This is a genomic window from Vibrio sp. 1CM2L (genome assembly GCF_023161695.1).
Classification (GTDB): Bacteria; Pseudomonadota; Gammaproteobacteria; order Enterobacterales; family Vibrionaceae; genus Vibrio; species Vibrio coralliirubri.
In genome coordinates this window covers 68,229-82,208 of the sequence record NZ_JALNTT010000011.1, presented here as the reverse complement: position 1 = coordinate 82,208, position 13,980 = coordinate 68,229, and the positions used below count along the sequence as shown (strand labels likewise).

Annotated in this window: 10 protein-coding genes and 4 tRNA genes; 5 read left to right on the top strand and 9 right to left on the bottom strand. The window is 44.7% G+C overall.

Annotated features, from left to right (window positions below):
• Position 1: 1 nt before the first annotated feature.
• From MSG34_RS23210 to MSG34_RS23170, 9 genes are all read right to left on the bottom strand, one after another.
• Positions 2-75: transfer RNA gene (locus MSG34_RS23210), tRNA-Arg, on the bottom strand.
• A gap of 89 nt (positions 76-164) precedes the next feature.
• Positions 165-257: transfer RNA gene (locus MSG34_RS23205), tRNA-Ser, on the bottom strand.
• A gap of 44 nt (positions 258-301) precedes the next feature.
• A tRNA-Arg gene (locus tag MSG34_RS23200) sits at positions 302-378 on the bottom strand.
• Between the two features lie 43 nt (positions 379-421).
• Positions 422-514 (bottom strand) — tRNA-Ser (locus MSG34_RS23195).
• Between the two features lie 474 nt (positions 515-988).
• A complete protein-coding gene (gene csrA, locus MSG34_RS23190; protein WP_004415691.1) occupies positions 989-1,186 on the bottom strand; it encodes a carbon storage regulator CsrA in 198 nt (65 codons plus the stop codon).
• A 92-nt stretch (positions 1,187-1,278) separates the two neighbouring features.
• The gene (locus MSG34_RS23185) at positions 1,279-2,460 is read right to left on the bottom strand and encodes an aspartate kinase (RefSeq protein ID WP_248339522.1); all 1,182 of its coding nucleotides are present in this window, start codon (positions 2,458-2,460) and stop codon (positions 1,279-1,281) included.
• A gap of 220 nt (positions 2,461-2,680) precedes the next feature.
• Positions 2,681-5,263 carry an alanine--tRNA ligase gene (gene alaS / locus MSG34_RS23180; RefSeq protein WP_048615632.1) on the bottom strand — a complete coding sequence of 861 codons (2,583 nt, stop codon included), beginning with the start codon at positions 5,261-5,263 and terminating at the stop codon, positions 2,681-2,683.
• 332 nt (positions 5,264-5,595) lie between these two features.
• On the bottom strand, positions 5,596-6,636 hold the full coding sequence (gene recA, locus MSG34_RS23175) for a recombinase RecA (protein WP_017056586.1): 1,041 nt from the start codon (positions 6,634-6,636) through the stop codon (positions 5,596-5,598).
• Positions 6,637-6,775: 139 nt separating this feature from the next.
• Positions 6,776-7,288, bottom strand: coding sequence for a nicotinamide-nucleotide amidohydrolase family protein (locus MSG34_RS23170; RefSeq protein WP_050711941.1), 513 nt, complete (start codon positions 7,286-7,288; stop codon positions 6,776-6,778).
• Positions 7,289-7,566: 278 nt separating this feature from the next.
• Here MSG34_RS23170 and cobA point away from each other — a divergent pair, with 278 nt between their 5' ends.
• The 5 genes from cobA (at position 7,567) to mutS (ending at position 13,958) form a co-directional block, all read left to right on the top strand.
• Positions 7,567-8,394, top strand: a complete 828-nt coding sequence (cobA, locus tag MSG34_RS23165; RefSeq protein ID WP_248339520.1) for a uroporphyrinogen-III C-methyltransferase — start codon at positions 7,567-7,569, stop codon at positions 8,392-8,394.
• Positions 8,387-9,448, top strand: coding sequence for an anaerobic sulfite reductase subunit AsrA (gene asrA, locus MSG34_RS23160; RefSeq protein WP_248339518.1), 1,062 nt, complete (start codon positions 8,387-8,389; stop codon positions 9,446-9,448). Before cobA ends, asrA begins: the two co-directional genes overlap by 8 nt.
• Positions 9,435-10,235, top strand: a complete 801-nt coding sequence (gene asrB / locus MSG34_RS23155) for an anaerobic sulfite reductase subunit AsrB (protein WP_248339517.1) — start codon at positions 9,435-9,437, stop codon at positions 10,233-10,235. Before asrA ends, asrB begins: the two co-directional genes overlap by 14 nt.
• A gap of 10 nt (positions 10,236-10,245) precedes the next feature.
• Positions 10,246-11,247, top strand: a complete 1,002-nt coding sequence (gene asrC / locus MSG34_RS23150) for a sulfite reductase subunit C (protein ID WP_048615636.1) — start codon at positions 10,246-10,248, stop codon at positions 11,245-11,247.
• Positions 11,248-11,396: 149 nt separating this feature from the next.
• Positions 11,397-13,958: a DNA mismatch repair protein MutS gene (mutS, locus tag MSG34_RS23145; protein WP_248339516.1), complete on the top strand. Its 2,562-nt coding sequence runs from the start codon at positions 11,397-11,399 to the stop codon at positions 13,956-13,958.
• The last annotated feature ends 22 nt before the right edge of the window (positions 13,959-13,980 follow it).

Here is a 13,980-nt window from a genome sequence, read left to right as displayed (position 1 = left end):
GCGCGTCCTGGAGGATTCGAACCTCCGACCGCCTGGTTCGTAGCCAGGTACTCTATCCAGCTGAGCTAAGGACGCACGGTGTTCATTCATTAAGAATGAAGTTGTGAAATATATCACATTCTTCTTGCTACGAAGAAAAAAAAAGGCCATCGGCCTGTAATGAATGGCGGTGAGGGAGGGATTCGAACCCTCGATGCAGCTACAAACCACATACTCCCTTAGCAGGGGAGCGCCTTCGGCCACTCGGCCACCTCACCTAATTCATTATTCTCAAATCACTTACAAGTAAGAAAAGAGAGAATGGCGCGTCCTGGAGGATTCGAACCTCCGACCGCCTGGTTCGTAGCCAGGTACTCTATCCAGCTGAGCTAAGGACGCACATTTACATTGTCTAAATTGCTAATTTTAGACTCGCAAGAAATGGCGGTGAGGGAGGGATTCGAACCCTCGATGCAGCTACAAACCACATACTCCCTTAGCAGGGGAGCGCCTTCGGCCTCTCGGCCACCTCACCGTCTTGCGGAGGCACATATTACGTTTTACCGAAAATATGTCAAACACTTTATTGAAAAAAATTGGACAAAAACACTCAACCGTTTGCTATTTAATCAAAGCGCTTGCAAATTGAACTTATAAGATTCAAATCGCGCTTTTTCCCTTAAAAATTAAGGTGAAAGATTGGCAATAATAAACAGCCGAAAACAATTATCTAATTTCTCCAGCAGCAAGTGCTACCGCTGATGGCACAATACTACGGGATGCGTATTTGCGCCATAGGGGAAGCGAATAAATCTTGAGTTTTGCCAAACAAAATACAGAGCAACCGTTCTGTTCTACCTTGTCTGTATCTCACAACATCACAAAGCATTCACTTCACCACTTTGAGACAGAACCGTTATCCAACTCATCTATGTCCCAATGAGTGTTTCGATTCCCCAAGATCAAAAAAGGCTAGCAACAATGCTAGCCTCTTCTCTACGCAAAAGTATTAGTAGTTGCCAGATGCAACGTTACCATTACCTTTTTCAGCTTGAATGCGCATGTAGATCTCTTCACGGTGAACAGATACTTCTTTAGGTGCGTTAACACCGATACGTACTTGGTTACCTTTAACGCCTAGTACAGTAACTGTTACTTCATCACCAATCATCAGTGTTTCGCCAACGCGGCGAGTCAAAATTAGCATTCTTTGCTCCTTGAGTAATCTCTAAATTTATCTAGCTACGAGAGCATTATCCAACAAAAGTTATATTTTCGTAAACTATCGATTGAGTTTATTTAACCAAAATGCACTTCTTTTTTAGGATAACCCTGTGTTTCACGCGCTACGATGTATGCATTGTGTAATATGTTAGCAGCCATATCGACTTGCGTTGGTGATATCACCAAAGTTAAAGACTGCTGCTGCAATAAGTGATGCTGTACATCAATTTCGCCTTCAGACAACAATCCATGTGAACTGACCACAATTTCTTGTGTTCGGCTTCCTACCACAGTTAACAAACTAACCTGTTCACTATTACGGATTTTCTCATCAAAAACTAGTTTTAATTTGGCACTTATGTCTTGTTTAATAATGAGTGCTGCCCGTTCTGTTTCCTCGATCACACTACAGACTTCAATCCCCAACAGTTGGCAATGTGAAATGAAAGACGGTAAATCTTCATTCAAACACTCGATACGCACCATATCTCTTTGGATGGCGATGCCAGCAATATCATTCAAACACTGATTACCCGCGATCAATGTGCCCTCGCCTTGTTCAAAGCTTGAAAGCACTCGCAATGGCACGTTGTGCTGCCATGCATACTGAACACAAGGAAGGTGCAATACCTTAGCGCCTCGGCGAGCCATCTCTTCCATAGAAGGGAAGTCTAAAGTATCTAATTTTTGAGATTGCTTTACGACTCTAGGGTCACAAGAGTAAACACCATCTACATCAGTATAGATCTGGCATTCTTTCGCCTGCAAGGCACCTGCAAGCGCTACCGCTGTAGTATCTGAACCACCGCGGCCTAATGTTGTGATATCACCTTTCGCATTGAATCCTTGAAAGCCTGCAACAATAACAATCTGGTTGTCATCTAGCAGAGCTTGAATCGGAGCAGTATCAATACGCTCAATCGCTGCATTATTATGATTAGAATCCGTGTGTATCTTGGCTTGGTAGCCAGTCATCGATGTCGCTTCATAACCTAACTTGTGTAACGTCATTGCTAACAAGGCCATGGAAACTTGCTCGCCAGTCGTTAACAACACATCCAGTTCTCTAGCGTTTGGTACGCTATCAACTTGTGTGGCTAAGTTAACTAACCGATTTGTTTCACCAGACATAGCAGAAACGACAACCACAATCTGGTTCCCTTCATTTTTCGCTTCAATGATTTTTTCTGCTACATGATGGATTCGTTCAATTGAACCCACCGACGTTCCACCAAATTTCTGCACGATAAGAGGCATTTTCACCCGTCCTCACCTTCCCAAGACCAATGTCTATATATGACAAAAAAACACATACTCCGCGTCAGGGCGAAGCAATAAAAAATTAACCAAGGAGTCTAACGCCACCATTAGACTTCTTGGTTAATCTCAATCAAACCTTGTTTAAACACACTTCCAATAAGCCAAATAAAAGATGCCCAATCAACTGATTGGGCATCTTTGTATCAATCACTTAAGCTTAAAGACGTTCTTCTAGCCAAGTACGTACAGATTTAAGCGCTTCTGGCAGTGCTTCAACATCTGTACCGCCCGCTTGAGCCATATCTGGACGACCGCCGCCTTTACCGCCAACTTGCTCAGCAACCATCTTAACGAGATCACCCGCTTTTACTTTGCCGATTAGGTCTTTGGTTACACCAGCAATCAAGCCAACTTTACCGTCTGCTACGTTCGCGATCAGGATGATACCGCTACCCACTTGGTTTTTAGCGTTATCAACCATAGTACGTAGGTTCTTGTTGTCGGCGCCTTCAATTGCAGCAACCAGAACTTTAGTACCAGAGATGTCTTCTACTTTGCCCATGATGTTTGCGCTTTCTGCAGCAGCCATCTTTTCTTTAAGCAGTTGGATTTCTTTCTCTAGCGATTTAGCTTTCTTAGCTGATTCAGCAAGTTTCTCTTCGTAAGCGTTAGCCTGAGCTTCTACTGCATCTAGAGCAGCTTCACCCGTTACCGCTTCAATACGACGAATACCTGCAGCAATACCACCTTCAGAAGTGATCTTGAATAGGCCGATATCACCCGTGTTGCTTGCGTGGATACCGCCACAAAGTTCAGTAGAGAAATCGCCCATAGATAGAACGCGAACTTCATCATCGTACTTCTCGCCAAACAGTGCCATTGCACCTTTTTCTTTCGCTGACTCGATGTCCATGATGTTGGTTTCAATCACGTGGTTCTTACGAACTTGTGCGTTAACCAAACGCTCTACTTCTTTAATCTGTGCCGGTGTTACCGCTTCAAGGTTAGAGAAGTCAAAACGTAGATTGTCTGGCTTAACTAAAGAACCTTTCTGAGCAACGTGCTCACCTAACACTTCGCGCAGTGCAGAGTGAAGTAAGTGAGTTGCAGAGTGGTTTAGTGAGATAGCAGCACGACGCTCAGCGTCAACCGTTGCTTCTACTTTATCGCCCTTAGCAAATACACCCTCAACTAGCTCACCGTGGTGCGCAAATGCGTTACCTAGCTTCTGAGTGTCTTGTACTTTGAAAAGACCCGACGCTGTTTTTAGTGTACCAGCATCACCACATTGACCGCCTGACTCAGCGTAGAATGGTGTCTCTTCAAGGATGATGATTGCTTTGTCGCCAGCCGATAGTGAAGATACTTCTTCGCCGTCAACGAATAGCGCAGAGATTTCACCAGCACCTTCAGTTGCTGTGTAACCACAGAACTCAGTGTTGGTGTCTACTTTGATCGTCGCGTTGTAATCCGTACCGAATTGGCCCGCTTCACGTGCACGCTTACGCTGCGCTTCCATCGCCTTCTCAAAGCCTTCTTCATCGATAGTAAAGTCGCGTTCACGAGCTACATCGTTAGTAAGGTCAGCTGGGAAGCCGTATGTATCGTAAAGTTTGAAAACTGTTTCACCGTCAAGCTCTTTGCCTTCAAGTGCATCTAGTGCGTCATTAAGAATAACCATGCCGCGCTCTAGAGTACGACCAAAGTTCTCTTCTTCAATGCGAAGTACTTTTTCAACAAGCTCTTGCTGTTTCTTAAGTTCATCTGCCGCAGAGCCCATCACTTCAGCCAGTACACCCACAAGTTTGTGGAAGAACACGCCTTGTGCGCCAAGCTTGTTACCGTGACGAACTGCACGACGAATAATACGACGTAGAACGTAGCCACGACCTTCGTTTGAAGGCATCACGCCGTCAGCAATTAGGAATGAACAAGAACGGATGTGGTCAGCAATAACGCGTAGCGATTGGTTAGATAGATCGTCATGACCAACCACTTCTGCTGTCGCTTTGATTAGCTTTTGGAATACATCAATTTCGTAGTTAGAGTGAACGCCCTGCATAATTGCAGAAATACGCTCAATACCCATACCTGTATCTACAGCAGGCTTAGGTAGCGGTTCCATTGTGCCGTCAGCGTGACGGTTGAACTGCATGAATACGTTGTTCCAGATCTCGATGAAACGGTCACCATCTTCTTCAGGTGTGCCAGGACGGCCGCCCCAGATGTGCTCACCGTGATCGTAGAAGATTTCAGTACATGGACCACAAGGACCTGTGTCACCCATCGTCCAGAAGTTATCAGACTCGAACTGTTTACCGCCTTCTTTGTCGCCAATGCGAACGATACGGTCAGCAGGAACACCTACTTTTTTGTTCCAGATATCGAATGCTTCATCATCTGTCTCGTATACCGTTACCAGTAGACGATCTTTTGGCAGTTGAAGAGTTTCTGTCAGGAATTCCCAAGCAAAACCAATCGCTTCTTCTTTGAAGTAGTCGCCAAAGCTGAAGTTGCCTAGCATTTCGAAGAACGTGTGGTGACGAGCCGTGAAACCTACGTTTTCAAGGTCATTGTGTTTACCACCCGCACGTACACAACGCTGAGCCGTAGTTGCTCGAGTGTAGGCACGCTTTTCGGCGCCTAAGAAGCAATCTTTGAATTGGTTCATACCTGCGTTAGTAAATAGCAGGGTTGGATCGTTATGTGGAACTAACGATGAACTGTCTACGATTTGGTGTTCTTTGCTCTCAAAGAACTTAAGGAACGCGTTGCGAACCTCATCAGTGCTCATGTACATGCAGCTCTTCCTGAAAATAGTCGAGTTAGAATTTTGCCGTATTGTAGATCATGGTTAAGGCTTCGACTAGTTTTCTTGTAGAAAAGACACCCTTGGGCAGGATTTTAGTGGGAATTCGATAAAATGAAGAATATTCCACTATATCTAACCGTGGAAAAGCAGAACTAAATTGACGACCTAATACCGAAGAAACTCAGTCAACGAAAGAGAGTTGACCAAAGACATGCTCGACGGAGCTGCTCCAATAAAAAAGCCCCGCATAAAATATGCGAGGCTTTAAGTTCTTTCAAAGCGGATGATTCTTTCAAATATCCACTCTATAAAACGTTAGCTTATAGCTCTTCGTTTTCTTCTTCTTTCTCTACGTCTTTCTCTTCAAGAACAGCAGGAGTCAGTAGTAACTCACGAAGTTTAGTATCGATCTCTAGAGCAACTTCTGGATTTTCACGTAGGTATTTACCAGCGTTAGCTTTACCTTGGCCGATCTTATCGCCTTTGTAGCTGTACCAAGCGCCTGCTTTTTCTACTAGCTTATTCTTAACACCTAAGTCGATAAGCTCACCTTCGCGGTTGAAGCCTTTACCGTAAAGGATTTGAGTTTCAGCTTGTTTGAATGGTGCAGCAATCTTGTTCTTAACGACCTTGATACGAGTTTCGTTACCAACAACTTCATCACCATCTTTAATCGCACCAGTACGGCGAATATCAAGACGAACAGATGCGTAGAACTTAAGTGCGTTACCACCTGTTGTTGTTTCAGGGTTACCGAACATCACACCAATTTTCATACGAATTTGGTTAATGAAGATAGCCATACAGTTAGACTGCTTAAGGTTACCCGTCAGCTTACGCATCGCTTGAGAAAGCATACGAGCCTGAAGACCCATGTGGCTATCGCCCATTTCGCCTTCGATTTCTGCTTTTGGTGTTAGGGCTGCTACTGAGTCAATAACAAGAACGTCGATTGCACCTGAACGAGCGAGTGCATCACAGATTTCAAGCGCTTGCTCACCCGTATCTGGTTGAGAAACAAGAAGTGCATCGATATCAACACCAAGCTTTTGAGCGTAGATAGGGTCTAGTGCGTGCTCCGCATCAACGAATGCACACGTTTTACCCACTTTCTGTGCTGCAGCAATAAGCTCAAGCGTTAGCGTTGTTTTACCTGATGATTCTGGACCGTAAACTTCTACGATACGTCCCATCGGCAGGCCACCAGCACCTAGTGCGATATCTAGAGATAGAGAACCTGTAGAAATAGTTTCTACGTCCATTGTGCGGTTATCACCAAGACGCATGATAGAACCTTTACCAAATTGCTTTTCAATCTGACCAAGGGCTGCGGCTAACGCTTTTTGTTTATTCTCGTCCATTTCTATCTCCACATAATCGGTTGTCTCAACAAGCGATCTAGAATCTATTTCTAACCCACATAGGGGTGACTAATTGGCTTTCATTATACTGTTGATTCATACAGTGTCTATACCTGTATGAAAATAATTTGTACAAATGTTACTTACCTTCCATTGATAGGTAATCATAAATAACTTGCAGGGCATGGTGCGTGGCTTGTTGGCGTACTTGTGATCTGTCGCCTGTAAATACATGCGTTTCTACTTTATCCCAGCCATTTAACGCTTTCCACGCGAAGCATACCGTACCAACAGGCTTATCTTCGGTCGCGCCACCTGGGCCAGCAATGCCACTGATTGATACAGAGATCGTCCCGTTTGAATGTTGCAATGCCCCGCTCGCCATTTCTATTACGACAGGCTCACTAACAGCGCCAAACTCCATTAAGGTTTTAAGCTGTACACCGATCATCTCTTGTTTGGCTTCATTGCTGTACGTAACAAAAGCGCGATCAAACCACCCAGAGCTGCCCGCAATATCGGTGACTGCACTTGCGACACCTCCGCCAGTGCAAGATTCAGCCGTCACTAACACGTGTTTGTGTTTCACTAGTAATACACCTAACTTCTCACATAGTGTCTTTTCTATTTGCACAACGATACTCCTTCTCATGTTTAACGACTAACGATGGAAATGATCATTAAAATTGATTTACAACATCGTATTACTCAACCACAGTAAACGAAAGAGCAAAACCTAAACTCGATAACAAACAGCCTCTCATAACTTCCACGAATTCCAACTCAATGTTGTCGCTATTGCCTAGTTCACACGCAACATCTTTTATCTCTAAATATTCAATAATGATTAACGCATGTTAATTAGAACTTAATTTTCCTGAACACTTCCGTCATTTACCATTCTCATATAACCACAATTTGAGTAATGAAATGAAACTAACCCCAAGTATTAAACAAAAAGGGCATGTGTATATTGTTGGTGCTGGAACCGGTGACCCTGACCTTCTTACGGTTAAGGCATTACGCATCATTTCAACAGCCGATGTAGTTATTTACGACAATCTGATATCCGCTGACATTCTTGCATTTATCCCCGAAGAGACTGAAAAGGTCTACGTCGGCAAAGTTTTCAATTCAAAGTGCATACTTCAATCTGAGATCAACCAGAAGATCCTAAAACACGCAGAGCTAGGCAAGACAGTTTGTCGCCTTAAAGACGGAGACCCTTTCGTATTTGGGCGTGGTGGCGAAGAAGCGCTTTTTCTCGACTATGCAGGCATAGCATTTGACATAGTCCCCGGGATCACAGCTGCAGTTGGTTGTTGCAGTTACGCTGGAATCCCCGTCACTCATCGCGGCATATCTAACGGCGTCACGATTGTCACTGCACGCGACCAACATGATTCAGACCACATTAACTGGAAAGGTCTCGCGAATGTAAATCACACCATTGTGTTTTATATGGGTCTACACAAAGCGGGCAACATTTCAAAGAACCTCATCGACCATGGGCTAAGAAAAGAGACTCCGACAGCCATTATCAGCAACGGTACGCGACATGACCAACGCGTCATTCGGTGCTCGTTAAGTGAACTCCCCGATGCTGTCGATATCTGTAATCCACCCATGCCTGCCGTCATCGTCGTAGGCCACGTCGTCAAACTTTCAGAAACCATTGACTGGTTCACCAAGCGTGAAACGTTCGATGGTTACGTACGCAGATTTTTCACAAAAATGCCAGAGGCAGAACATGTCTAAATTTTTAACTAATGATGAACTCCAAGGTGTCATTTCAGATTTGAAAGAAACCTACCGAGTGATGTCACCGATGTACGAACGTATGGGCGGTCGGTTTGCTCATACTGATAACCTAATCTACGACGAAATAGAGTCTTTTAGCGATATCGTCTGGAAGGAAAAGTCTCATTTCTCTCCAAAAGAAGTGGTTTTTCCTATCACTGAAACTCTGTTTTGGTTAGATGGAAACGAACTCAGAGAGTCAAAAGTCGACCCTCGACCTGTTGTTTTATTTTTGCGAGCTTGCGATATCAATGCCCTAAAAAGCTTGGATCACATGTTCTTAAAAAATGGTGGAAATGAAGATTTCTACTACAAACGTCTACGCGAAAAGCTCAAATTAGTTTTAATTGAGTGCGAATCAAGCTTTGAAAATTGCTTCTGCGTATCAATGAATGCCAATACGACCACTAACTTTGCAGCCTCTATTCGCTTCTCTCTTGGTGGCGGCGCTGATGTGGTAACTCAAGATGAAGTCTTTGCTAAATACTTGGCTGAAGTTGGCATTGAATCAAATCATAAAACAGGTTTTGTTCAAGAAAACCACGTAAAAGTACGCACACCTGACCAAATATGTGGTGACCCAATTAAGGTTCGCGAGATCCTAACAGGCAACCCGGTTTGGAATAAATACGACAGCCGCTGCATTGGCTGTGGTCGCTGTACAACATCATGCCCTACCTGTAGCTGCTACAGCGTATTTGATGTGGTTTACAACCAAGAAGCTAAAGTGGGTGAGCGCCGTCGTCAGCATGCGAGCTGCATGACAGGGAACTTTACCGATATGGCTGGTGGACACCAATTCAGACAGAAGACGGGCGAACGACTTCGTTACCGCGCTCTGCACAAAGTTAATGACTTCAAAGCACGCCAAGGTGAGCACCATATGTGTGTTGGCTGTGGTCGCTGTGATGACCGCTGTCCGCATTACATATCGTTCAGTAACATCATCAATAAAATGTCTGATCAAATTGAATTAACTTTGAAGAATGAGGCCGAAAATGTGCCAGTGTAAAAATCAATTAGTACCTCAACCGTACAAGATCTTGGACATCACTAAGCATACTGAGATCGAATGGAACTTTCGTGTCGAGTGTGACTTCGATGTGAAGTTCGGCCAATTTGTTGAAGTTTCATTACCATTATTCGGTGAAGCACCTATCTCCATTTCAGACTTTGGTGAAGGCTATATCGACCTACTGATCCGTAAAGTCGGTAAGGTTACCGATGAGCTATTTACTAAACATGTTGGTGACATGGTATGGATGCGTGGTGTTCATGGTAATGGTTACCCAATGGAAAAATACCACGGTAAGCACTTAATCGTGATTGCTGGTGGTACTGGTGTCGCGCCTGTAAAAGGTTTGATCAACCACTTCAGTTACGAGACTCAGTTAGTAAAATCAATGGACGTGGTTGTCGGTTACAAAAACGATCAAGCCGTCCTTTACAAAGAAGAAATGAAGCATTGGAACGACACAATCAACCTGATTTGTACGCTGGATGAAGAGTCCAATAACGAGTTTTATCAAACTGGTCTTGTGACTAAATACATCGAAACGCTTGATTTATCAGATATACACGACGTGCAACTGATTGTTGTTGGCCCTCCAATTATGATCAAGTTCGTTGTAAAAGCTTTTCTAGATCTTGGTCTTAAAGAAGAACAAATCTGGGTAGATTACGAGCGAAAAATGGCTTGTGCTGTAGGTAAATGTGGGCACTGCCGTATTGGTGAAAAGTACGTGTGTGTTGACGGGCCTGTATTCCAATACGACGAAGCACAGTCAATGGTTGATTAGGGAGACGACGATGAGTTTAGATGTAGATATTATCAAGATGCGTGCTGATGCGGACTATCGTCTATCGAAAGTTCGTGGCGAATGCATGATCAGTGTCCGAATCCCTGGTGGCATCATGCCCGCTCACCTACTTGCAACAGCGCAAGAGATTGCCGAGAAATGGGGTAACGGTGTTATCCACCTCACAACTCGCCAAAAATTGGCGATGCCAGGTATACGCTACGAAGATATTCCAGAAGTAAATAAAGCACTGCGCCCATTTATTGAAGACATTACTCAAGATATTTGTGGCATTGAAGTGGAAGATCTTGAGGCTGGTTACCAATCAATTGGTGGACGAAATATTGTTGCTTGCCAAGGCAGCCAAATTTGTCAAAAAGCCAATACAGATACAACAGGACTAGCACAGCGCTTAGAGCATCACGTATACCCAAGCAAATATCACTTGAAGATTGTCGCTGCGGGCTGCCCTAATGATTGCGCTAAAGCCAACATGGCTGACTTCGGTATATTAGGCATAGCAAAGATTGATTTCACATCAGAGCGTTGTATTGGTTGTGGTGCTTGTGTTGACGCTTGCTCCCACCATGCTGTGAACTGCCTATCTATTGTCGATGGCAAAGCAACCAAAGAAGAAAGCAAGTGCATCGGTTGCGGTGAGTGTGTTCTTGCCTGCCCAACTTTGGCATGGCAACGTAATCCAAAACAGTTGTACATGGTTAAGCTAGGTGGACGTACGTCGAAGAAAACCCCACGTGTGGGTAAATTATTCTTAAATTGGGTAACCGAAGAAGTGATTCATCAGGTTATTGAAAACCTATTTGAGTTTGAGAAAGAAATGCTGAAAGGTATTCCTAAGTATTTACATATGGGTCACCTCATTGACCAAGGTGGCTACCTAAGATTCAAAGAACGCGTATTAGACGGTGTTGAATTGAATCCAGAAGCCAAAGTAGCACAACGAATGTACTGGGCTGAAGATGAATATATGGCGAACATACATGTAAAATAAGCCGATAAAATCAGACAGCACAAAAACAAAACACCTCTCACGAGGTGTTTTTTGTTAGGGCTTTTGCATCTTTTCGCTTGAGCTGCTTTTCGCACGAAACGCTTTCACGTATCCTAAGCCGCAATAGAAATAAACGAAAGAAGTTAACTGTGAAAGCCGATCAAAAACATACTCCCATGATGCAGCAGTACCTAAAACTGAAAGCAGAAAACCCAGAAATTCTGCTGTTCTACCGCATGGGCGATTTCTACGAGCTTTTCTACGATGATGCTAAAAAAGCTTCTCAACTCCTCGATATTTCACTGACTAAACGCGGTTCATCAAACGGTGAACCTATTCCTATGGCGGGTGTTCCTTACCATGCCGTTGAAGGGTACCTTGCAAAGTTAGTGCAACTTGGTGAATCCGTAGCTATTTGTGAACAGATTGGTAATCCAGCAACTTCAAAAGGCCCTGTTGAACGTGCTGTTGTACGTATCGTTACACCCGGTACCGTGACCGATGAGGCATTGCTTTCTGAGCGCGTTGATAACCTGATTGCTGCCATCTACCATCACAACGGTAAGTTTGGTTACGCGACACTGGATATTACCTCCGGTCGATTCCAACTCTGCGAGCCAGAAACCGAAGAAGCAATGGCCGCAGAACTGCAGAGAACCTCACCACGTGAGCTACTGTTCCCTGAAGATTTCGAGCCAGTCAATCTAATGGCAACCCGTAATGGCAACCGCCGCCGCCCGGTATGGGAATTTGAATTAGACACCGCTAAGCAGCAATTGAATAAGCAGTTTGGTACTCGCGATCTGGTTGGCTTTGGCGTAGAAGGTGCGAAACTGGGCCTATGTGCGGCTGGTTGTTTGATCCAATACGTAAAAGATACCCAACGAACTGCCCTTCCACATATCCGTTCTTTAACGATGGATAAGCAAGATCACTCGGTGATCCTTGATGCTGCGACTCGACGCAATCTAGAGATCACGCAAAATCTTGGTGGTGGTACTGATAACACCCTTGCCGAAGTACTTGATCATACTGCTACGGCAATGGGCAGTCGTATGTTGAAGCGTTGGTTACATCAACCAATGCGCAATATCTCTGCACTTGATCAACGCTTAGATGCGATTGGTGAAATGAAAGATTTGGCTCTATTTACAGAGCTACAACCAACCTTAAAGCAGATTGGTGATATCGAACGTATTCTTGCTCGATTAGCACTTCGCTCTGCTCGCCCTCGCGATATGGCACGACTTCGCCAAGCGATGGAATATTTACCAGAGCTTGCAGAGACACTGACGCAACTTAAGCATCCGTACCTAACTCAACTTGCTCAATATGCTTCTCCTGTGAATGAGGTTTCTGAACTGCTTGAGCGTGCAATCAAAGAGAACCCACCGGTGGTTATCCGTGACGGTGGTGTGATTGCAGAAGGCTACAATGCCGAGTTAGACGAATGGCGCGACCTTGCAGCAGGCGCAACCGAATTTCTTGATAAGCTTGAGCAAGAAGAGCGTGAGCGCCATGGCATCGACACGCTTAAAGTTGGCTACAACAACGTACATGGTTTCTTCATTCAGGTAAGCCGTGGGCAAAGCCACCTTGTGCCGCCACACTATGTTCGTCGTCAAACGTTGAAAAATGCAGAGCGTTACATCATTCCTGAGCTAAAAGAGCACGAAGACAAAGTACTTAACTCTAAGTCGAAAGCACTCGCTATCGAGAAACAACTGTGGGAAGAGTTGTTTGACTTACTACTGCCGTATCTAGAGCGCCTACAAAATATCGCCTCTTCAGTATCTCAGCTTGATGTTCTACAGAACTTGGCTGAGCGTGCAGATACCCTTGATTACTGTCGTCCAACCATGACAGAGTCTGCTGGCGTACAAATTCAGGCCGGTCGTCACCCTGTTGTTGAACAAGTGATGGACGAACCTTTCATTGCTAACCCTATCGACCTGAATGATCAACGTAAGATGCTGATCATCACGGGTCCCAACATGGGTGGTAAATCGACCTACATGCGCCAAACGGCACTCATCGCATTGATGGCTCATATCGGTTGTTATGTTCCTGCAGAAAGCGCAACCATCGGCTCTATCGACCGTATCTTTACGCGTATTGGCGCATCCGATGATTTGGCTTCTGGTCGTTCAACCTTCATGGTTGAGATGACAGAAACCGCAAATATCCTGCACAACGCGACACCAAATAGCCTAGTGCTAATGGATGAAATCGGTCGTGGCACCAGTACTTACGATGGTCTGTCTCTGGCTTGGGCAAGTGCAGAGTGGCTAGCTAATCAAATCAATGCGATGACACTGTTTGCAACGCACTACTTTGAGCTAACTGAACTGCCTAACCAACTTCCAACTCTAGCAAACGTACACTTAGATGCGGTTGAGCATGGTGACAGCATTGCCTTTATGCACGCAGTTCAGGAAGGTGCAGCAAGTAAATCTTACGGCCTAGCGGTTGCAGGTTTAGCTGGCGTACCGAAAGCGGTGATTAAGAATGCTCGTGCGAAGCTGACTCAGTTAGAAGCGTTAAGTATGGAGTCGCCAACATCGAAGCCAAGCGGTGTCGATATCGCAAATCAGCTGAGCCTGATCCCAGAACCGAGTGAAGTAGAGCAAGCACTGGCGAATGTTGATCCTGATGATCTAACTCCTCGCCAAGCATTAGAAGAACTTTACCGCTTGAAGAAGCTGCTTTAGTTTCTTACCAAGTAGCTTGTTA